Below are 19,350 nucleotides of genomic sequence, written 5' to 3' on the forward strand. Positions count from 1 at the left end.
GAGGGACGTCGGAGTGCGCTGCGTTGGCCCAAACTTGCATTGAACCAAGCTGTTCCCGCAAAGCAAAAAAGGCCGCCGTTGGGAGCCCGCGGTCAGGTTAGAAGTGTCGCGGCAAAAAGCCACCCGTACCAAGCCGGGCGACCGAAAGCAAATGTTAGACTGCTCTAATGGATGATTCGAATGTTGGGCGACCGTGGCCTATCAGGTGCGAGAAATCTTGTCGGGGCGAATGCTTGCCGAGTATCACGTCGAGGCCAGCACCTCTTTCAGAGCCGCCGAGCAGGCTACAGGGCGCCCGCTGACGCTTCACAGATGGGGTGAGTATTTCCTTGAAGTGACAGACGAGCGGAGCGGGCGAGTATCCACATATCAGTACGCCGACTTGCCCTACTGAGCAGTTCGAGTTGTGGGGACAAGTATCAATAAGAAAGCTCGCCACCAGACAGGCAGCGGGCGGGTGGTAACGCTAGACCTTTTCCGTTAGCCGGTCGGTCCGGTGTGACCGTGATCGATGAATAAGTTCGGGCCGTAGCGGACAAACGTTCACGCTTGGTCAGAACGGGCTTCGCGTATGTTTTTCTTCATCGCGCAGCTCACACCTTGCTCGGGCGGATACGGGAACGAGCTGATCGATTCCAACGCACTCTCGCTGACTGTTGAGCGACGTCTCGCGATAAATTTCAATCCTTATTGGGAACCATCATCAAATGTTAATCGTTGACCGCGCCGAAACGGGGACGCGACGATGCAGGGGACAGTGAGAAGCCGCCGCAGGCCAGCCTTATCGAAAGGCTTATCCGAGAGACCGGGATTAGCGAGGAGCAAGCCATAGAGCTTGTCCTTTTTCTGGGAAGAGAGTGGAGTTCGCTAGTTCGCGAAGCGAACTCCTTCTGGGCAAAAAATAGCATGCCAGCCAGTTATGATTGTACATGCGAGGCCGGCTGAAAAAGCCCGCCAGCCAGAGCCAGCGGGCAGTCACTTGGGAAGGCTGAAGTAGGCGGCCCGCGCCCGAACCCGCAGTCTGATATGTGTTCCACGGCTAAATTAGTTTGCCATCAGTCCCGGTCCGTGTGCCTCGATCCGGGAGTGCTCCGGAGCCGCGGGCGCGGTGGAAACAGGTCAACCCGGCAACTGGGCCGTCCACATCAATCGCTTGAGGAAAGCGCAGGCCGCACAGGCCCGGTGGCATTCCACTGGATGAACTCGACTTCCTTGCGCGTCGCTTCCCGCACGGACTTCAACAGCGCATCATGCAGGGTGCGCGTCGCGCGGTAATGGTCGCAGTGTGGCGATATAAACGGCTTTATGATGCTTTTGTGCAGCGCTTCCGCCGCCATCAGAAAGCGCTCGATTTCAGCCTGGGAAAGCTGTTTTGATGGTTTGGACCTAGCCATTGGCAAACTCCGTTTTAGGGGGTTCGCCGCAACAGGGAGGATTATATTCCCCTTCTTTGAATAGTTGGCAAGCCCTATCGTCAATCGGCCAAGCTGCCATCACGGTGCTGCATCGCCTGCAGAATGACTTCGAAGACGCTGCCGACCTCGTCGGTGATCTCCACCGGGTCGATGCCGTCGCGCTCGGCCGCTCGCATCGCCTCGCTGGCGAGGTCGCTCGCCGCGATCGGATCGTCCGTTTGGCAGATGCTCTGCCATCCACCGGTCGAGGAAATTGGCACCGCGAGTGCTCATCGGGGCATAAGCCGCCCGGAGACATTAGGTTCCGCTTATCCTTCCAGTCGCCGAAGAGCGGCCTGCGCGGATTTCAGATTTTCGAGTAAGCTTTCAAGCAGCAGCTCGTCCTGCTCTGTCGGCCGCCCACTCCCCCTCCCGCTTCAATATCTGATCTTGGATGGACAAGGCGACGGATGCTCTTTAATCTCCATTCTGGACTCATACTAGAACAACAGGGACTAGCCATGCCCCCACGGCTGGGTAGCGTCCATGGTGGAGGCTAGCTGCTTGGTGTCCCACCGCCTAAAACCGCGTTCAATAAGCAGAACGATGCATATCCCGATCGCGATATACATCCCGGCGCGTGCTACGATGCTGCGCAGGTCACCGTTGAAAATCATGTACAAGATATGGCCGAGGAAGACGCCAACCGCCCCGCCGCGTCCATAGCCTAGATCTGTGCACCATATCAGTGCCTCTCCGTTTTGCCTGCGGCTGGGGTAGCGCCACTTAATCGCCCTCAGAGGTGCCGGCCTGTATCGCCGACAAGAATCGCCTCTGCTGGCTTGAACGCAAAAAGCCCGCCGGCCGGAGCCAGCGGGCAAGCCACTTGGGAAGGCCGCGGGAGTGGTGCGGCCAGCTCCCGAACCATGGTCGCAGCCAGATGTTCCGCAGCCCTTGAAAGAGCCCGCCGCCTTTCCCCAGGGGGGGTTCGTTGTCTTCGGCGTTTGTGGCGCCCTCTGCGCGGATGCACGCTCGACGACTGCGCGAAATCTGTCGGGTCGCTTCGAGTCTTAGGCGTGCGCTCAAAGGAGCCGTTTCAATTGCTTTGTGCACGTGACAATATAGTCTCCTAGGGGTGCCGCGCTTTTGCTGCCGATACTGCGGCAACCTTGTTATTCTCACGTCTAGCGCTTGCTCGCTGCCGCGCCGCTGCGATCATCTCGCTCTTCGTCGTAGGGAACCCAGCAAGCCCGTACGCATTCACAATCGAGCCGAAGCGCTTCGTGAAAACCTTGCATTTCGGCAGGCCGCTGGCAGCGTTGATCAAAGCCATCGTGACGAATCCAAATTCGGCATGCAGTCGGCGGACGCCGTCTAGAAGTTCATCATCTGAGTAGTATTTGCCCCGTAGGCCAGTTGGCGGGCACTCAAAACCAACGGCCCTGTAGGCGGTCAGGAGGCTGCCGAAGTGCGCGGAATAGCATGCGAGGATGGTGTGTAGCGGCACTCGTTGATAGTATCTTGTGAGAGCTTCTTTTTAGATCGGAAGAGCCGCTTCAGCTTCTTCAGCATGTCCGCTTCCTGCAAGGGATAGATCCGTTGCGAACGAAGCTCCCGCTGCGCCCGAGCAAACGTTTTGGGAGCCACTATAGGTTCCATCACCTTGCATAATGAACTTCAGGCGCATCAACTCACTCCGGCAACCGTCAACTCAATAAGCATTAGCTAAAATAGTTCCGGAACATTTAGCATGGCGGATGTTGCGGGCCGCATGACAAAGCTAGCCGACTTGGCCCTCCGATTCCCGGCAAACTGCACGGAGAGCAGCACCTCGATGAGCATCTTCACTTCTGCCCGCATTGCGGTCAGCGGGTCGATCAACGCGATCTGCGGCAATCTTCTGGCATGAGCGGCCTGGTCATGAACCGCTGGAGCCTGAGGCGAAGGTGATCGAATTTCCTAAACGGAAATCCAGCGAGGACGGAAATCCATGATGGGTGCGAGTCAGTCGGCCAAGCTGCCATCGCGGTGCTGCACTTGCGGCGGATGGCGGCGGACATCCAGCAGTTGGAGGCGGGTCGGCTAATCGTTGGCGCTTACCCGGCGCTAGCCAGTTATGTGCTACCCCGCTTTGTCGGGACGTTCGCCCGATGCCACCCCAAGCTGCGGCTGTCGCTGGAGCCGGAAGCTTCCGTACGGATCGCTGAGCTCGCTGCCAGCAAGCAACTCGACATTGGCTTGATGACAATGCCGGTGGTCGACCCGGCGACCACCTGCTCTCATCTTTGAGACGGCTTCGGTCTGCGTACTGCCGACGGGACATCCCTTGAGCGAGAAGGATGCGATCGAAGCTGCTGATATCCGCGATCGAAGCTTCATCGCACTTGGACGCGAGGACGGCTCGCGCCAAGCCATCGACCGCAGCCTCGAGAACGCGGGAGTTCGCGTCGAGGTGCGCTTCGAGGCTCATTATAGCGACGCCGCTTGTGCTCTCGTGGCTGAGCGGCTTGGCGTCTCCATCCTCGACAAGGTCAGCGGAACGCTCGCCATCAAGCCGTTCCTTCCCTACGTGGCCTGCCATGTCTACTTAACCCGCAGCCGCACGCATATGCCGTCCCTCCTCCAAGATCAGTTGGAGCGGGAGTTCCGCGTCTATCTGGAAGAGCACTTTTCGTAAAAACACATCAGCTGCTCAAATGTGCAGCAAAGGAACGAGGGGTTGGCAGCACCCTCGGGGGATGTCCCGTTTGGGGCGCGTATCAGGGTTCGTGCTGACGCGCTATCAGGAAGGCATATGTCCCGGAAGTGATGCCTCCCAAACTGTCCAAATGCCGAACCTAGTGTCCCGCTTTGTCCATAAGCGCGCGCAACTCGGGCTGAGACGTGACCCAAAAAAGTTCGAAAAGCTTCCAAAAACCCCAGTCGATGGCGAATTGTAGAACCGTCTGACGTACGGCTCTCCGTTGGCTAGGGGTTCGTTCGGCTTTTGCAGTTCCTGATTCGTGCGGGCATATATCCGGCGATTATCCGGTTGACAAACCCAAGGTGGAATAGGAATATAATCATGACAGGCCGGCATTAACTGATTTGCTATCGCTCCCCTTGAAGCCCCGGCTTTGGCCGTCATATTCCCGTATATGCCTGGTAGGGACATTTCCATCTTCGATCTAGACGAGCTTCGTGAGGCATTCATGAAGTCTGTCCGCGAAAACAACGTCTCGCCTGCCGAATGGGGCGAACATGCCCAATGGTTCATTCAACAGCTGGCGGTTCACAAGCTTTCGGATGCGGCGGTTAGCCAGATCACCGGAGAGCCGGACGATAGCCATCCATAGAAAAGCCCCCAGTGCTGGGTGATGCATTGGGGGCTTAAGGCATGTATCCAGCCGTAGCGGAATGGCCGGCGCGGGGGCGGCATTTAGGGATGCGGTTCCGCGCCGGCCACTGCGGTGGAATTGATGTTCCTTCCGCACAGATTAATTTATAGGCACATTAGCTATCACGCAACTACGCCTATCGGCGCTACCCAGCCGTAGGGGATGGCAGGCCGACAATCTGAGTCAATCCGTCGCACCCGTTAACTCTTATTTAACCTTATGATTCTGTTATGATTTCTCCCTTAACGGAGGGCGAATCATATGGATGCTACCTACAATCTCAACGGCGGCTTTAAGCCAACGATGAAAAGGTTTGCCGATCTCGCCGGGCCTGACTATTTCCCAACGCCTGCCTGGGCCACCCATGCCCTCATGGAAAACGAGACGTTCACCGGAGAGATATGGGAAAGCGCCTGCGGCGACGGCGCTATGTCCCGGGTGCTAGAGACAAGGGGCAACCCGGTGCGCAGTTCGGATTTATACAACCGTGGCTTTGGTGAGGCTGGCATCGACTTCAACATTGCCAAGATGCGCGCCGACAACATCGTGACGAACCCGCCCTATAACAGCGCAGAAAGCTTCGTACGGTCTGGCGTCAAACTGGCCCGCAACAAATTCGCGCTGCTTCTTAGGCTCGCGTTTCTGGAGGGGGCAAATCGGGCAAACACGATCTTCGCCGAAAGCCCGCCAGCGCGCGTGTGGGTCTTCAGCGAACGGATCACATTCTACCCAGCCGGAGCCGTGCAAGCCGGTAGCGGCACCACCGCCTACGCGTGGTTCGTCTGGGATAAAAGCTCCCCCGCAAAGACCGAATTGAAGTGGTTCCAGCCCGGCTACAAGGCCAAGTATCGGTAGCTATATGGCGTGACGGGCCTGCTGATGAACCCTACCGGCGGCAGTTATCCGAAGTCCGCCGTCTATCTGCTCTAGAAAACCCCGATAGATGAAGTTTCTACTGGAACCCTTGTGCGACGTGATGTTGCGTACACGTTGTTCCCAAATAGCTTCATTGGGCCTCGTCGCGGAACCTTGATAGTCACCTGCCGTAAGAGCAATTCGGCTTGGTATCTCATGGATGAGCGCAGCTATCGGCGCTTCACCATTTGGACGCTCAACCAAGATATCTTCCACAATCTCTGAAAGCCGCCGTTCTGTTGTCATGCCTTAAACCCTCCCGAAGTAATGGAGGGGACAATACGGCGCACCGATAAAGAGTCAACAGACGCAGCGCTGGGCTGATCAGGGTTTTTCTTGCTCGCGCTTACGTCGCACCAGTTCCTTTATCTGCTCGTTGGTGAGTTTCGGTGCGCGCGCGATCTTGTCCAGCACGGCATCGAACGCCGCGTCGGACTGATCGGTTTTCAGTTCGCGCGCTGCTTCGCGGAATTTGTCCAGTTGACTCTTTGGGGGATTGGTTTTTGACATCTCAGGATGCACTTCATTTACATTGATGATTCAAGTGAACGCCCGACGCACATTTTCTCTGCGATAGCCGTTCCTGTGAGTCGGTGGAACGAAACATTTCTTGGCCTAAAGCAATGGCGGACGCATCTGCGCACGACGCACGGGATTTCCACTACATACGAGCTTCACGCCAACCAATTCCTCTCGGGGCGTGGCTCCCTCGGCACTCTAAATACCATTAGTCGCCACAAGCGCGCACAAATTTTTCATACCTCGTTTGCGGTCACCGAATGGCTGCTGGGCTTCGATGCTCGCGTTTTCAACGTATGCCTGAACAACGATAGACAAGACTGGGCATTCGAAAGGCTCTTGAACCGGATAAACCGAACCATGCACTCTTGGGGCTCTTACGCGCATCTCATTTGCGACGAAGGCAAGGAAGAGCATTACACGAAAATGGTTCGTCGAATGAGGGTGTTCAATCCGATACCCAGCAACCGTGGCATATGGGATGACACCGGGGCACTCACCAGAAACATTACTTTGGATCGCATAATCGAGGATCCACAATTCAAGAGTTCAGCGCGCAGCTATTTCATACAGCAATGCGATTTTGTGGCTTATGGCCTACTGAGAAAAGAGCGCCCTACACCAAAAACCAAGCGCTATGGAATCCACAAGTCGTTCGAGCAACTGGACGGTACGTTGGTCCGCGAATGCAATTTGAGAGACCCGCACGGGATTATCAGATGAAGAGAGGCCAAGGGGTTGCCTTGGCCTCTAAGCAGAACCTACCCCGGCCACTACAACCGGATCGATTACCGCAGAGCAAAATATAGGGTTCAAGATAGGGAAAAGCAAGTAAAATCAGAAGCTTAGGTTATTTTCTGCTAACCCTTTGTTTATGAATCGCTTTTGCGTTTCCGCTTCGGTCGCACCCTCGCGTAGCGCCAGAGCGGCAATTCCAACTGCACCGGCTTTCGGAAGTGTGTTCGCTTCGCGTCAATCAGGTCTGCGATAGGTGAGGCGCTTACCGGCGGCACCCTTCAAGGCGATGAATGCGCGAGTGCCGTCATCAACGCCCATGGCGATACGGTTTGAATAGCGGAAATCGAATTCGGCAAGGTAGCGGTGCAAGTGCTGCTCGCCGCAATGCTGATAGACGCCCTTCATGCCGCGCTTGAAGATCGAATAGAAGCCTTCCACGGTGTTGGTGTGGATGGTCTTTGCGCCTTCGTAGCGGACATATTCATCCTTGGAATGCGTGACGACATCGTGCGAAGCGAATTCCTGGCCCACGCGGCGATACATGCCAGCCTCGTCCGTCATCAACGCGCTTTCCTTGGCGATGTTGGCGCGAACGATAGGCATAACGGTGCCAATGCGGGCGGTATCGACATGGAAGGAACGGGCGCGACCACCGCGCTCAACAAGCGTAACGACAGTGTTCTTGTGAGAAGTGCCGGCCTTTACCGGGGTATCCTTCAAGCGACCGATATACGTCTCGTCAGCTTCAACGGTCTTGCCATTGCCACCAAGCGGGGACAGGTCGCCAGACGCCATTGCAAGGCGAATGCGATGGCACAGGAACCAAGCGGCCTCATAGGTGCATTCGAGTATGCGGTGCATCTGGTGGGCGCTGATACCCTTCTTGGACGCGCACATAAGGTGGATAGCCTGTAGCCACTTGGTCAGCGGCAAATGGCTTTCCTCAAAGATCGAACCCATACGGACGGTGAACTGCGAGCGGCAAGCGCTGCACTTGTACAGGCCATGACGCTCGACGCCGTGCGGGTTCTTTTTGGAGGGCTTGGTGCGAACGCCCTTCAATGCGTAGTGGCGATCAACGCTACCGCACTTCGGGCACACCGGACCGTTGGGCCACAGTATCGACTCCACATGCTCGAAAGCCTTGGCTTCGTCGTGGAATTCGGGGCGGGACAGAACGGACATGGAAATCTCCTATGTCCTTACCCTACGTAATCAGGTTGGGTTTGTCAACCGGATAATCGCCATATATCCGACCTGTAGGTGCGGCCATTCATGTGTCGCTGCCACAATGCCATTCGCGCGGCTCAGGCCCAATCGTAAGCTCGCACTTGAGGTGCACGGCCCCAGTCGGTTTTCCTGATCCGGCGGCATCAACCGGCTTCGTGCATTAGCTCCTGCCCGCACTTTCCAAACTCGTCAGTGATCGCTCGCCTTTGGTTCGGTTTATGCGATGAGCGGCTCCCTGTAGCGCTCGCCGTTCGCTGGACACGAGTCCCTAAGTGCACGGTTCGGGGGAGACTGAATTACCCAAAAGTTTGACTGGCGAGGGCATAGGTCACCGGTGCAACTGCGCCGTCGATGCCAAAATCGGAGAGGTGTTTGCCCAGCGACATGGTGAGCACCGTGTCGAAAACTGGCATTCCGCTGTGCGACAGAAAGGCAGCGAACTCGCCATTGTCCATGTGGGTGTCGATACGCAGGAAAGACCCCGCATGGTCGGCCACGTGCGGCCGGACGATCGCCACGGCGTCGGCGTCGCTTTCCGCCACGACCGGCCCCACGACATGGCCCCGTCCGAACGGCCGGCAGAGCGCGAATGCGTTCAGCTTATCGCCCTTGAAAAGACCATAGCCGGCCGAGTGTGCGAAAAGCTTCTCGATGAGCGCCGCCCGCCTCACGCCAAACCCTGCCGCGTCGAGCGCGATCACGGCGGGAATATCATTTTCGACTAAACTCCGGACTTCGCCGCGGGTATTTTCCTGCCCAACTGCCGTCTGCGCACGGACGATGCCCTGGCATTGATAAACGGTCTTCTCCGGCTGGAAGTCGAGCGAGAGATAGAGCCGCCTTGCCGCGCGCGTTGCGTTGAGGCGCAAGTCGCGGCCGACGACCTTGTCGAAGACCCGCTTCATCAACCATTGCCCCGCCCCCAGCGTCTGGAGTCGCGGTGAGGTGATGACCATGCCCACGGTGGCGAAATCGGTACCATGGGCGAACCACATGGCCGAGCCGAGAACCCGGCCGATCTCATCGAGCGCCACCAACCCCTGCCCCGACTCACGCACGAATTGCCAATCCTCGGCGCGATGCGGCCACCCCACGGAGAGCGAGAGCGCGTGCAAACGGTCCAGTTCGACGTCTTCGATGTCGCCAATCCGCATCGAGAAGGTATCGATTTTCAAGCTTCCGGACGGCTTCAATTCCATGCCCCTGCAAGATTTCCGCAACCAGAGCGCCACGCACCGATGGCCACCCTCTGCCGCCAACGCTAAACGAGCAGACCGATACGATTTGCTCGAAAGCCGCGCAGCAACGCAAGATTCAACTGAAACATTTCAGCTTTCGGCACGCAATCGCGAAAGAACGCAGGCATCCTCTTTGGAAATCTGGCAGCATATGGTCGACGGCACCGATCCCGGCCAATCCGAAACGCTTTGAGGGCTGGAATGGACGTCTTCGACATCCTCGATCGTCTCGTCGCCTTTCCATCGGTCGCCGGCAGGCCGAACGGCGACGTCGCCGGCTGGATCGAGGCCTATCTCGCGGAACAGGGAATCCAGGTCACCGTGCTTCCAGGTCCGGAAGGCGATCGTTCCAATCTTTTCGCGACGATCGGCCCTGCCGATAACCCGGGCTACATACTGTCCGGCCACATGGACGTTGTTCCTGCCAGCGAGCCGCAATGGAGCTCGAGCCCTTTCGCGCTGCGCAAGGAGGGCGAACGGCTCTACGGACGAGGCACCACGGACATGAAGGGGTTTCTTGCCGCAGCACTCGCGGCCGCTCCCAGGCTTGCGGGACTGCGCCTTGCCAGGCCCATCCACCTCGCCTTCTCCTATGACGAGGAAGTGGGATGTCGCGGCGTGCCGCATTTGATCGCCCGCCTTCCCGAACTTTGCGCCAAGCCGCTCGGCGTCATCGTCGGCGAGCCGAGCGGCATGCGCGCCGTGCGCGGCCACAAGGGCAAGGCAGCCGCCCGCGTATCCATCAAGGGACGTGCGGGGCATTCCTCAAGACCCGATCTCGGCCTCAACGCCATCCATGCCATGGCCGCTGTGCTGGGCGCGGCCGTGAACGAGGCTGAACGGCTGACGCACGGTCCATTCGACCCTGCCTTCGAGCCATCCTACTCCTCGCTGCAAGCTGGCGTCGTCGCGGGCGGACATCAGGTCAACATCATCCCCGACACCTGCACGCTGGACCTGGAGGCACGCGCCATACCTGGCGTCGACCCGGCGAGCCTGCTGGCGCCTGTGAGGGCACGCGCAGAGGCTCTCGCGGCGGATGGCTTTCGCACCGAGTGGAGTCCGATGAGCGCCTATCCGGCGATGTCGCTGCCGCCGGACGCGCCACTCGCTGGACTGCTGCACGCCTTGACCGGCGAGGTGCCGCTTGCCGCCGTCAGCTACGGTACGGAGGCCGGACTTTACCAGGCCGCCGGGCTCGATGCGATCATCTGCGGCCCCGGCGACATCGACCGCGCCCACAAGCCGGACGAATACATCCTTGCCAGCGAACTTGCCGCCTGCCAGCGATTGATCGAAGCGCTGGGCGCCCGCTGCGCGGCTTGAAAGGGAACTGGAATGACATTCCTGTTCAATTCCGATGCGCGCCGCGGGGCGGTCTTCGCCGATGCCTTCGCGAGAGACCTGCCGGACGTCCCCTTGACGATGAATGCCGCAACGGTCAATCCCGACACCGTGCGTTACCTGATCAGTTGGACCGTGCCGGATAATCTCGCCCGCTACAGGAACCTGGAAATCCTGTTCTCCATCGGCGCCGGCGTCGACCAGTTTCGCCTCGATGCGGTGCCTGCGAAGGTGAAGATCGTGCGCATGATCGAGCAAGGCATCGTACGCATGATGCAGGAATATGTGACGCTTGCCGTGCTCGGGCTCCACCGCAACCTGCCTGGATATCTGGCGCAGCAGCGCGCCCGCGAATGGGCCGATATCGCGCAGCCGCAGGCCGGGTCGCGTCGGGTTGGCGTGCTCGGCCTCGGGCAGCTTGGCCAAGCCGTCCTCGATCGCCTGAAGCCCTTCGGCTTCCCGCTTGCAGGATGGAGCCGCTCGCCGCGGCGGATCGAGGGCGTGACCTGTCATCATGGCGAGCCCGGATTGAACGAGATGCTTGCGGCCAGCGACATTTTGATCTGCCTGCTGCCGCTGACCGAGGAGACGCGGAGTTTCCTCGATGCCGGCCTGTTTGCGAAACTGCCCGAGGGCGCGGCGCTCGTCCACACCGGCCGGGGGCCGCAGCTCGACCAGGAAGCCCTTGTCGCCGCACTCGACAGCGGCCACATTTCGGCGGCGATGATCGACGTCACCGATCCCGAACCGCTGCCGGCGGGCCATCCGTTCTGGTCGCATCCGAAGATCATTCTGACCCCGCATGTCGCCAGCGTCACCCAGCCCGCCAGCGCCGCACAGGCCGTTGTCGAAAACATCAAGCGTTACCGCGCCGGTCTTGACCCCATCGGGCTCGTCGACCGGTCGCGCGGCTATTGAATTTCAACATGAAAGGCTATCCCTTGTCCCTGCTCAAGACCGTCGATACCAGCCCTGCCTTCCAGCCGCGCGAATCCGGGGCGCTGCCCGAACGGCTGATTTCCGGCAACCCCGCCTTCAAGACCTGGGCTCAGGATGTCGCCAAGGGCGACCTCGTCCATACCGGCGTCTGGGAGGCGACGCCTGGCCAAACGCGCTCGATCAAGGGCGAGACTTTCGAGTTCTGCCACATCCTCTCCGGCGTGATCGAAATCACGCCCGACGGCGGCAAAACGGTGACCTACCGCGCCGGCGACAGCTTCGTGATGAAACCTGGCTTCACCGGCATTTGGAAGACCATCGAAACGGTCCGCAAGATCTACGTAACCGTGGGGTAGCGGGAGCGCGAGGGCGCCGGCCTCCGCAACAGATTTTGCCGTCTGTCATCGCCGGCACACAACAATCATCCGCGACCGATCGTCGAACGGTGCATGCTGCGCCAGAGCCCGCGCTAGGCTCCTGCAGAATATTCCAGAGTGGGTGCCATGGGCCTGAGCTTCGACCCGGATACCGTCTCCCTTCCCGTCGGCCATTTCATTGGCGGGGAACTGATCGCGGCCGAGGGTGCGATCGAGATGCACCGACCGTCGGACGGCAAGGCATATGCCGCTTGCCCGGTGGCCGGCGTCGACATGGTCGACCGTGCCGTTGAAAGCGCCAACGCGGCGCTGAAGTCCAGCAACTGGGGCGGCGTTCGGCCGCGCGAACGGACGAAGGCACTCCAGGCCTGGGCCGACCTGATCGAAGCGGAAGCCGAAACGCTGGCCAGGATCGAGGCGCTGTGCTCCACCCGGCCTGTCGGCCAGCTCGTCGCCGGCGACATCGCGATAACCGCCGAGCAGATCCGTTTCTTTGCCGAATTCGCCGACAAGGAAGGCAGCGAGCTCGTGCCGACCGACGACGCCACTCTCGGCATGATCATGAGCGAGCCCTATGGCGTGGTCGGCGCGATCACGCCCTGGAATTTTCCCATCTCGATGGCCGGATGGAAGCTCGGTCCGGCATTGGCCGCGGGCAATGCGGTCGTGCTGAAGCCATCGGAGATGACGCCCTTTTCGGCAGTCTACATGGCGCAACTCGCCGTCAAAGCGGGCCTGCCGGCAGGGCTCATAAACGTGGTGCTGGGAGACGGTCCGACGACCGGCACGGCGCTGACCGGCCATCTCGATATCGCCAAGATCAGCTTCACCGGCTCGACCCGCGCCGGATCGGCAATCATGGAGAACGTGGCCCGCACCGGCGTCAAGCCGATGACGCTGGAACTCGGCGGCAAGAGCCCGCAGATCGTCTTTGCCGATGCCGATCTGGACAAGGCGGCAACGGCCGTCGCCGGCAGCGTCACTTTCAATGCCGGCCAGGCCTGCGTCGCCGGCACACGCCTGATCGTCGAGAGGAGCGTGGCCGACAGGCTGGCGGCCGCGATCCTGGAGAGGATGAAGGCTGTGCGCCCCGGCCCGACCTGGGACGAGGCAACGCAATATTCGCCTGTTATCTCGGAGCGGCAGCGGGCGCGTGTCGACTGCATCGTGCGGGCCGCGATCGACGCCGGCGGCGAATGCCTGACCGGTGGCGGCGTCATGGACAGCCCCGGCTATTTCTACCAGCCGACGCTGATCGCCGATGTCGACCAGGCCAATCCGGCGATTGTCGAGGAAATCTTCGGCCCGGTCCTGACCATTCAGACCTTCGAGACGGAGGAAGAGGCGCTGGCGCTGTCCAGCCATCCAACCTACGGGCTGGCTTCCGGCCTGTTCACTTCCGACCTGTCCCGCACGATCCGCTTGGCGCGCAAGCTTGAGGCGGGCACCGTCTGGGTCAATCGCTACAGCCGCTCGCGCGACCATATCCTGCCGACCGGAGGCTACAAGCGCTCCGGCATCGGCAAGGATCTCGGCCGCGAGGCCTATCTCGCCAACCGCAGGACCAAGAGCGTCCTGATCAGCCTCTAGAGAGATGCCGATGAAGTCCTATTCGATTGCCCTGATTCCCGGTGACGGCATCGGCAGCGATGTGACCGCCGCCGCCTGGACGGTGCTGGAAACGGTGGCCGGAAACTTCGGCTTTGCGCTGACCGGAACCGAGTTCCCCTGGTCCTGCAAATTCTTCAAGGATACCGGCCGCATGATGCCGCAGGACGGCATCGAGACCTTGCGCGGCTTCGACGCCATCCTGCTCGGCGCGGTCGGCTGGCCGGCGGAAGTGCCGGATTCCGTCTCGCTACACGGTCTGCTGCTGCCGATCCGCAAGGCGTTCGTGCAGTACGCCAACATCCGGCCGCATCGCCTGCTGCCGGGCGTCACGGGACCGCTGCGGGCGGAGAACTTCGACATATTGTGCATCCGCGAGAATACCGAAGGTGAATATTCTGGTGCCGGCGGGCGCGTGCATCAAGGCACGCTGGACGAGGTCGCCGTGGAGACCTCGATCTTCACCCGCGCCGGCGTCGAGCGCATCCTGCGCTTCGGCTTCGAGCAGGCGCGGGCAAGGCGAGGCAAACTTGCCTCCGTCACCAAGTCCAACGCGCAGAAATACTCGATGGTGTTCTGGGACGAGATCACGCGAAAGCTGGCCGCGGACTATCCTAATATCGAAGTCACCAGCTATCATGTCGACGCGCTTGCCGCGCGCATGATCATGGCGCCGGAGAGTCTCGACGTGGTCGTTGCCTCCAACCTGTTCGGCGATATCCTCACCGACATCGGCGCGGCAATCCAGGGCGGGCTCGGCTATGCCGCCTGCGCCAACATCAATCCCGGCCGCTCGGCACCATCCATGTTCGAGCCGGTGCACGGCTCGGCGCCCGACATTGCCCATCTCGGCATCGCCAATCCGGTCGCCGCCATCTGGTCCGGCGCCATGATGCTCGATCATCTCGGTGAAAAGGCAGCGGCCGACCGCGTCATCAAGGGGGTCGAGGCTGCAACCGCCAGAGGCATAGGCACCATTCCCGGCAAGGACCGGACGGAGGCCATCACGGCCGCCGTCGTCGCCGCGCTCACGTGATTGCAAGGTCGTATCCGATGAAAAACCTCAGAGACAAAGGCCTCTTCCGCGAAGCCGGCCTGATCGGCGGCGAATGGGTTGCTGCCGGCTCCGGCAGGACGGTCGACGTCATCGATCCGGCAACCCAGGTGGCGATCGGCACGGTGCCCGACATGGCCGGTCCGGAAACGCATGCGGCCATAGAGGGCGCGGCTGCCGCCTATGGGGACTGGAAGAAGAAAACCAACGCCGAGCGTGCTACGCTGCTGGAGGCATGGCATGGCCTGATGCTTGCGCATCTGGACGATCTCGCGCTGATCCTGACGACGGAACAGGGCAAATCGCTGGACGAAGCCAAAGGCGAGATCCGTTACGGTGCGTCCTTCGTCAAATGGTTCGCGGAGGAAGCGCGCCGCATCAATGGCCACACCATCCCCTCACCCACCTCCGACCGCCGCATCATCGTGCTGAAAGAACCGGTTGGCGTTTGCGGCATCATTACGCCGTGGAACTTCCCCAATGCGATGATCACCCGCAAGGTCGCGCCGGCACTGGCCGCCGGCTGCACGGTGGTGATCAAGCCATCCGAGTTCACGCCCTATTCGGCGCTGGCGCTCGGCGTGCTTGCCGAACGCGCCGGCATCCCCGCCGGCGTCATCAACATCGTCACCGGCATGCCCACGGAGATCGGCAAAGAAATCATGGCGAACGAGGCCGTCCGCAAGATCTCCTTCACCGGCTCGACGCGGGTCGGCTCGCTGCTGATGCGCGGGGCCGCCGACAGCGTGAAGCGGCTCAGCCTCGAACTCGGCGGCAACGCGCCCTTCATCGTCTTCGACGACGCCGATCTCGACCTCGCCATCGAGGGTGCACTCGTCTCGAAGTTCAGAAACGGCGGCCAAACCTGCGTCTGCGCCAACCGCATCCTCGTCCAGTCCGGCGTCTATGAAGCCTTCGCCGCCAAGCTATGCGCCCGCGTCAACGCCATGACGGTCGGACCGGGCACGCAGCCCGGCGTCGCCATCGGGCCGATGATCAACATGGCAGCGGTCGAGAAGATAAACCGCCACGTCGAGGACGCGCTCGCCAAGGGTGCTGCGATCATCACCGAGAAGCCGGCATTGCCCGACGGTCCTCAATATGTCGCGCCGCTGGTGCTGACCGGCGCCACGAAAGAGATGCAGCTTGCCGGTGAGGAAACGTTCGGCCCGGTCGCGCCGCTTTTCCGGTTCGAGACGGAAGAGGAGGCGATCGCGCTGGCCAACGGCACGCCCTACGGGCTTGCTTCCTACTTCTACACCGAAAACCTGAAACGCGCCTGGCGCGTCGGCGAGGCGTTGGAGTTCGGCATGGTGGGGTTGAACACCGGCTCGGTTTCGATCGAGGTCGCCCCTTTCGGCGGCGTCAAGCTGTCCGGCCTCGGGCGAGAGGGCGCGCAGGCCGGCATCGAGGAGTATCTCGAGATGAAGAGCTTTCACATCGGCGGGCTCAGCTGAGGCAATTTTTTGCCCAAGCCGGGCCAGACCGGCGATCACTGAATCCGGTCGAGCGCCTTGTAGTAGAGGCCGACCATCGGCAGGAACCAGGGCTTGCCGGAGTAACCGGGAATGGACGGCCATTCGAGCCCCTTCATCGGATTGCGGTCCTCGCGGCCGAGCATGGCATCGGCCAGGATCATGCCGAGATGGGTGGAAAGCTGCGCACCGTGGCCGGAATAGCCCATCGCGAACCAGACACCGTCATGGTAGCCGGCGCGCGGGAAGCGGTCCTTGGTCATGTCGACCAGCCCGCCCCAGCAATAATCGATCTCGACCTTGGCCAGCTGCGGAAAGATCGCCGCGAGGCCTGCCCGCAAGATCTCTCCGCTCCTGGCGTCGGAGCGCTGGTCCGATGTCGCCGAAAAGCGCGCGCGGCCGCCGAAGATCAGGCGCCTGTCGGGCGAAAGCCGGAAGTAGTTGCCGATGTTCATCGAGGTCACGCATGTCCGGTTGCCGGGCATGGTGGCGGCGATCTCGGCGTCGCTCAACGGCCGCGTGGCGATGATGAAGCTGCCGACGGAGATGATCCGGCGGCGGAAATAGCCGAAATCAGGCGTCGTATAGGCGCCGGTCGCCACCAGCACATTATCGGCGCTGATCCGGCCACGCGAGGTGGTCAGCTCATGCCTGCCGCCGGCCTGCTTGCGGCCCGTCACCGCCGCGTTCTCGTGGATCTCGGCGCCGTGGCGGGCGGCTGAAGTGGCGAGACCCGCGACATAGCGGCCCATATGCATCATGGCGCTCTTCTTCGACAGCATCGCGCCGTGGAAGGGTGAACCGATCTCGGACTTGAGATCCGTCGCCGACAGCAGCGCCGTGTCCGGATCCACCTCGGCGTGAAGGGCTTCGAAATTGCGGGCGATTGATGCAAAATGCTGCGGCTTGGAGGCGAGCTTCAGCTTGCCGGCGCGGCGGAAATTGCAGTCGATGCCTTCCTCCGCGACCAGCGCCTCTATGGTGTCGACGGAGTCGTCCAGCGCCCGGTAGAGCGCGATTGCGCGGTCCTTGCCGAGCTCCGCCTTGGCGGAGAGATAGCCGTGGGCAAGGCCGTTGTTGAGGTGCCCGCCATTGCGGCCGGATGCGCCCCAGCCCACCCACTCCGCCTCCAGCACGACCACCTTGGCGCCGGCCTTCGCCAATTGGCGCGCGGCGGCGAGACCGGTGAAGCCACCGCCGATGACGGCGGCATCGTAGTGCCCCTCGACCGGGCCTTGCGCCCCGCCGGAAAAGGCAGGGGCGGTGTCGTGCCAGTAGGAGACGAACTTCATCGGGAATCCGCCTGTTTCAGAGACCGACCACGCCTGCAAGACCCGAAATGTCCGATATTTCGACATAGCCGTAATACGGGTTGGCTGGTTCGTGGCCGCGATTGACCCAGACCTTGTTCTTGATGCCGAGGTCGTGTGCCGACATCAGGTCGTAGCGGAAAGAGGACGAACAGTGAAGAACGTCCTCGGGGCCGCAGCCCAGCCTGTCGAACATATACTCGAAGGCTTGAAAACGAGGCTTGTAGGCCTGCGCCTCCTCAGCCGTGTAGACGGCATGGAACGGCGCACCAAGCTTTTCGACATTGGACATGATCTGCGCGTTCATGGCGTTGGACAGGATGACCAACGGAATTTCCTTGGCGACCTTCGCCAGGCCGGCCGGAACGTCGGCGTGCGGCCCCCAGGTCGGGACGCGCTCATAGATCACTCTGGCATCGTCGGCGCTGAAGGCAACGCCGTTGCGCTTGCAGGCGCGCTCGAGCGCATTGTGGACGACATCGGCATAGGGCTTCCAGTCGCCCATGATCTCGTCGAGCCGATACGCCGCGAAATTCTTGATGAACTCCTGCATGCGCGGCTCATCGAGCCGGCTGCCATAGAGATCGCGCGCCGCTTCCGCCATCTGGAAAAAGGTCAACGTGCCGTAGCAGTCGAAGGTGATGTATTTGGGCCTGAAGGAAGCCATGTCCGTCGATCTCCGGTGGAAGCACATCCGCGCTGGGATGTATTTCATCATAGGGCCGCCGGTGGCGACCCACCTGACCGAAATCGCCCTCCCGAAAGCAGAAAGTTCCGTATCCACCCGCTGGTTTGGCACGCTGTAGCATCTGGCGTGCCGATCGCGGCGCCGCGACCGGCGTGAAACGCATCCGCCGCGGCCAGTGCCAGCACAAGATGCGGTGCACCGCTTGCGCTACGGCGAAAGATACCGCCGAAGCCGATGCCTTCAGATGATCTGCGGCGCGCCGATGGCCGAGACTTGGGCACTAAACGGAAGGATGCCTCATGCAGCAGGGCGAGATCGAACTCCAGACCTTCGGGCCGGACCATATCGAGGGCGCCGTAGCGCTTTCTCGCCAGGAGAATTGGCCGCATCGCCCGCAGGACTGGCAGATGGCGCTGCAGCTCTCGAACGGTGCGGTCGCGCTCGACGACCAGGGCCGCGTCACCGGAACCATCCTGGTAACGCCCTATGGCATGGATTGCGCCATGATCAACATGGTGATCGTCGACAGGACTGTGCGGGGCAAGGGGCTTGGTCGCCGGCTGATGGATCAGGCCTTCGCCCTTGCCGGCGACCGTCCGTTGCGGCTCGTCGCGACAGCGGACGGCATTCCTCTCTATGAAAAGCTCGGCTTCGTGCCGTCCGGTACGATCCGGCAACATCAGGGCAGCGTTTCCAAGCTTGGTGCGCCCGACGGCGTGGAAGCTGCGGACACCGCCGATCTCCCGGACATCAAGGCGCTGGACCGCGACGCCTACGGCGCCGACCGTGAAGCTCTCATCGATGCGCTGGCGGAGCGCGGCCAATTCGCCGTCATCCGCCGCAACGGCGCCATCGAGGCCTATGCCGCAATCCGCCCGTTCGGACGCGGCGAGGTGATCGGTCCGGTCATCGCGGGAAGTACCGACGAGGCTAAGGCCCTGATCGGCTTCTTTGCCGCGCCACGTCCCGGCGCCTTCCTGCGCGTCGATACCGGCAGCGGGACCGGCATCGCCGGCTGGCTGGAGGACATCGGCCTCGCCCATGTCGGCGGTGGCGTGGCCATGGACCGTCCACCCAAGACGAACATGGAACAGGCATGGCCAAGAGTTTACGCCCTCGCCAACCAGGCGCTGGGCTAGTCCGG

Annotated in this window: 20 protein-coding genes and 1 pseudogene; 12 read left to right on the forward strand and 9 right to left on the reverse strand. The window is 61.1% G+C overall.

Annotated elements, in window-relative coordinates:
• Positions 1 to 1,145: 1,145 nt before the first annotated feature.
• The 3 genes from LB516_RS23460 to LB516_RS23470 all read right to left on the reverse strand — a co-directional run bounded on the left by LB516_RS23460 (position 1,146) and on the right by LB516_RS23470 (position 2,727).
• Positions 1,146 to 1,394 carry a hypothetical protein gene (locus tag LB516_RS23460; RefSeq protein WP_140722111.1) on the reverse strand — a complete coding sequence of 83 codons (249 nt, stop codon included), beginning with the start codon at positions 1,392 to 1,394 and terminating at the stop codon, positions 1,146 to 1,148.
• Positions 1,395 to 1,474: 80 nt separating this feature from the next.
• Positions 1,475 to 1,675, reverse strand: coding sequence for a DUF768 domain-containing protein (locus LB516_RS23465; RefSeq protein ID WP_181177914.1), 201 nt, complete (start codon positions 1,673 to 1,675; stop codon positions 1,475 to 1,477).
• An 848-nt stretch (positions 1,676 to 2,523) separates the two neighbouring features.
• On the reverse strand, positions 2,524 to 2,727 hold the full coding sequence (locus LB516_RS23470; protein ID WP_140663680.1) for a hypothetical protein: 204 nt from the start codon (positions 2,725 to 2,727) through the stop codon (positions 2,524 to 2,526).
• A gap of 713 nt (positions 2,728 to 3,440) precedes the next feature.
• Here LB516_RS23470 and LB516_RS23475 point away from each other — a divergent pair.
• The 3 genes and pseudogenes from LB516_RS23475 (at position 3,441) to LB516_RS23485 (ending at position 5,626) form a co-directional block, all read left to right on the forward strand.
• A pseudogene (locus LB516_RS23475) lies at positions 3,441 to 4,071 on the forward strand (LysR substrate-binding domain-containing protein).
• Between the two features lie 514 nt (positions 4,072 to 4,585).
• Positions 4,586 to 4,729 (forward strand): hypothetical protein, encoded by a 144-nt coding sequence (locus LB516_RS23480; RefSeq protein ID WP_181174550.1) that lies wholly within the window; start codon positions 4,586 to 4,588, stop codon positions 4,727 to 4,729.
• 303 nt (positions 4,730 to 5,032) lie between these two features.
• Positions 5,033 to 5,626, forward strand: a complete 594-nt coding sequence (locus tag LB516_RS23485) for a hypothetical protein (protein ID WP_140722108.1) — start codon at positions 5,033 to 5,035, stop codon at positions 5,624 to 5,626.
• Here the strand turns inward: LB516_RS23485 and LB516_RS23490 are convergent, their stop codons facing one another.
• Positions 5,627 to 5,932: a hypothetical protein gene (locus tag LB516_RS23490; protein WP_140722106.1), complete on the reverse strand. Its 306-nt coding sequence runs from the start codon at positions 5,930 to 5,932 to the stop codon at positions 5,627 to 5,629.
• Between the two features lie 78 nt (positions 5,933 to 6,010).
• Positions 6,011 to 6,196 (reverse strand): hypothetical protein, encoded by a 186-nt coding sequence (locus LB516_RS23495; protein WP_140722104.1) that lies wholly within the window; start codon positions 6,194 to 6,196, stop codon positions 6,011 to 6,013.
• 6 nt (positions 6,197 to 6,202) lie between these two features.
• Here LB516_RS23495 and LB516_RS23500 point away from each other — a divergent pair, with 6 nt between their 5' ends.
• Entirely contained in the window at positions 6,203 to 6,928 is a 726-nt protein-coding gene (locus LB516_RS23500) for a DUF3800 domain-containing protein (protein WP_140722102.1), read from the forward strand.
• 249 nt (positions 6,929 to 7,177) lie between these two features.
• On the opposite strand, the gene LB516_RS23505 is transcribed toward LB516_RS23500, so the two are convergent.
• Both LB516_RS23505 and LB516_RS23510 read right to left on the reverse strand, forming a co-directional pair.
• Positions 7,178 to 8,128, reverse strand: coding sequence for an IS1595 family transposase (locus LB516_RS23505; RefSeq protein ID WP_140722100.1), 951 nt, complete (start codon positions 8,126 to 8,128; stop codon positions 7,178 to 7,180).
• Between the two features lie 341 nt (positions 8,129 to 8,469).
• Positions 8,470 to 9,372, reverse strand: coding sequence for a GNAT family N-acetyltransferase (locus LB516_RS23510; RefSeq protein WP_140722098.1), 903 nt, complete (start codon positions 9,370 to 9,372; stop codon positions 8,470 to 8,472).
• Positions 9,373 to 9,612: 240 nt separating this feature from the next.
• Between LB516_RS23510 and argE the strand changes: the two genes are divergently transcribed.
• From argE to LB516_RS23540, 6 genes are all read left to right on the forward strand, one after another.
• Complete coding sequence (gene argE / locus LB516_RS23515) at positions 9,613 to 10,737, forward strand: acetylornithine deacetylase (protein WP_140663687.1); 1,125 nt, start codon at positions 9,613 to 9,615, stop codon at positions 10,735 to 10,737.
• Between the two features lie 12 nt (positions 10,738 to 10,749).
• A complete protein-coding gene (locus tag LB516_RS23520; RefSeq protein WP_140663689.1) occupies positions 10,750 to 11,673 on the forward strand; it encodes a 2-hydroxyacid dehydrogenase in 924 nt (307 codons plus the stop codon).
• A 23-nt stretch (positions 11,674 to 11,696) separates the two neighbouring features.
• The gene (locus LB516_RS23525; protein WP_140664006.1) at positions 11,697 to 12,050 is read left to right on the forward strand and encodes a cupin domain-containing protein; all 354 of its coding nucleotides are present in this window, start codon (positions 11,697 to 11,699) and stop codon (positions 12,048 to 12,050) included.
• Between the two features lie 147 nt (positions 12,051 to 12,197).
• Positions 12,198 to 13,661: an aldehyde dehydrogenase family protein gene (locus LB516_RS23530; RefSeq protein WP_140722096.1), complete on the forward strand. Its 1,464-nt coding sequence runs from the start codon at positions 12,198 to 12,200 to the stop codon at positions 13,659 to 13,661.
• Between the two features lie 10 nt (positions 13,662 to 13,671).
• Positions 13,672 to 14,715 (forward strand): tartrate dehydrogenase, encoded by a 1,044-nt coding sequence (locus LB516_RS23535; protein ID WP_140663693.1) that lies wholly within the window; start codon positions 13,672 to 13,674, stop codon positions 14,713 to 14,715.
• A 17-nt stretch (positions 14,716 to 14,732) separates the two neighbouring features.
• Entirely contained in the window at positions 14,733 to 16,190 is a 1,458-nt protein-coding gene (locus LB516_RS23540; RefSeq protein ID WP_140663695.1) for an NAD-dependent succinate-semialdehyde dehydrogenase, read from the forward strand.
• 35 nt (positions 16,191 to 16,225) lie between these two features.
• On the opposite strand, the gene LB516_RS23545 is transcribed toward LB516_RS23540, so the two are convergent.
• Together LB516_RS23545 and LB516_RS23550 are read right to left on the reverse strand one after the other, a co-directional pair.
• Complete coding sequence (locus LB516_RS23545; RefSeq protein WP_140663697.1) at positions 16,226 to 17,500, reverse strand: NAD(P)/FAD-dependent oxidoreductase; 1,275 nt, start codon at positions 17,498 to 17,500, stop codon at positions 16,226 to 16,228.
• Between the two features lie 16 nt (positions 17,501 to 17,516).
• A complete protein-coding gene (locus LB516_RS23550; RefSeq protein WP_140663699.1) occupies positions 17,517 to 18,185 on the reverse strand; it encodes a haloacid dehalogenase type II in 669 nt (222 codons plus the stop codon).
• Between LB516_RS23550 and LB516_RS23555 the strand changes: the two genes are divergently transcribed.
• On the forward strand, positions 18,184 to 18,324 hold the full coding sequence (locus LB516_RS23555) for a hypothetical protein (protein WP_181173042.1): 141 nt from the start codon (positions 18,184 to 18,186) through the stop codon (positions 18,322 to 18,324). The two genes, LB516_RS23550 and LB516_RS23555, sit on opposite strands and share 2 nt — an antisense overlap.
• Before the next feature lie 181 nt (positions 18,325 to 18,505).
• Positions 18,506 to 19,345 carry a GNAT family N-acetyltransferase gene (locus LB516_RS23560; protein WP_140663701.1) on the forward strand — a complete coding sequence of 280 codons (840 nt, stop codon included), beginning with the start codon at positions 18,506 to 18,508 and terminating at the stop codon, positions 19,343 to 19,345.
• The last annotated feature ends 5 nt before the right edge of the window (positions 19,346 to 19,350 follow it).

It is taken from the genome of Mesorhizobium sp. CO1-1-7, from assembly GCF_020164885.1.
In the GTDB taxonomy this organism is placed as follows: domain Bacteria; phylum Pseudomonadota; class Alphaproteobacteria; order Rhizobiales; family Rhizobiaceae; genus Mesorhizobium; species Mesorhizobium australicum.

Bases quoted from the DNA above. Each gene is read 5' to 3' on its own strand.
- LB516_RS23460 (WP_140722111.1), bottom strand. From the start codon at position 1,394: ATGGCTAGGTCCAAACCATCAAAACAGCTTTCCCAGGCTGAAATCGAG.
- LB516_RS23470 (WP_140663680.1), bottom strand. From the start codon at position 2,727: ATGGCTTTGATCAACGCTGCCAGCGGCCTGCCGAAATGCAAGGTTTTC.
- LB516_RS23480 (WP_181174550.1), top strand. From the start codon at position 4,586: ATGAAGTCTGTCCGCGAAAACAACGTCTCGCCTGCCGAATGGGGCGAA.
- LB516_RS23485 (WP_140722108.1), top strand. From the start codon at position 5,033: ATGGATGCTACCTACAATCTCAACGGCGGCTTTAAGCCAACGATGAAA.
- LB516_RS23490 (WP_140722106.1), bottom strand. From the start codon at position 5,932: ATGACAACAGAACGGCGGCTTTCAGAGATTGTGGAAGATATCTTGGTT.
- LB516_RS23495 (WP_140722104.1), bottom strand. From the start codon at position 6,196: ATGTCAAAAACCAATCCCCCAAAGAGTCAACTGGACAAATTCCGCGAA.
- LB516_RS23500 (WP_140722102.1), top strand. From the start codon at position 6,203: ATGCACTTCATTTACATTGATGATTCAAGTGAACGCCCGACGCACATT.
- LB516_RS23505 (WP_140722100.1), bottom strand. From the start codon at position 8,128: ATGTCCGTTCTGTCCCGCCCCGAATTCCACGACGAAGCCAAGGCTTTC.
- LB516_RS23510 (WP_140722098.1), bottom strand. From the start codon at position 9,372: ATGGAATTGAAGCCGTCCGGAAGCTTGAAAATCGATACCTTCTCGATG.
- argE (WP_140663687.1), top strand. From the start codon at position 9,613: ATGGACGTCTTCGACATCCTCGATCGTCTCGTCGCCTTTCCATCGGTC.
- LB516_RS23520 (WP_140663689.1), top strand. From the start codon at position 10,750: ATGACATTCCTGTTCAATTCCGATGCGCGCCGCGGGGCGGTCTTCGCC.
- LB516_RS23530 (WP_140722096.1), top strand. From the start codon at position 12,198: ATGGGCCTGAGCTTCGACCCGGATACCGTCTCCCTTCCCGTCGGCCAT.
- LB516_RS23535 (WP_140663693.1), top strand. From the start codon at position 13,672: ATGAAGTCCTATTCGATTGCCCTGATTCCCGGTGACGGCATCGGCAGC.
- LB516_RS23540 (WP_140663695.1), top strand. From the start codon at position 14,733: ATGAAAAACCTCAGAGACAAAGGCCTCTTCCGCGAAGCCGGCCTGATC.
- LB516_RS23545 (WP_140663697.1), bottom strand. From the start codon at position 17,500: ATGAAGTTCGTCTCCTACTGGCACGACACCGCCCCTGCCTTTTCCGGC.
- LB516_RS23555 (WP_181173042.1), top strand. From the start codon at position 18,184: ATGTCCGTCGATCTCCGGTGGAAGCACATCCGCGCTGGGATGTATTTC.
- LB516_RS23550 (WP_140663699.1), bottom strand. From the start codon at position 18,185: ATGGCTTCCTTCAGGCCCAAATACATCACCTTCGACTGCTACGGCACG.
- LB516_RS23560 (WP_140663701.1), top strand. From the start codon at position 18,506: ATGCAGCAGGGCGAGATCGAACTCCAGACCTTCGGGCCGGACCATATC.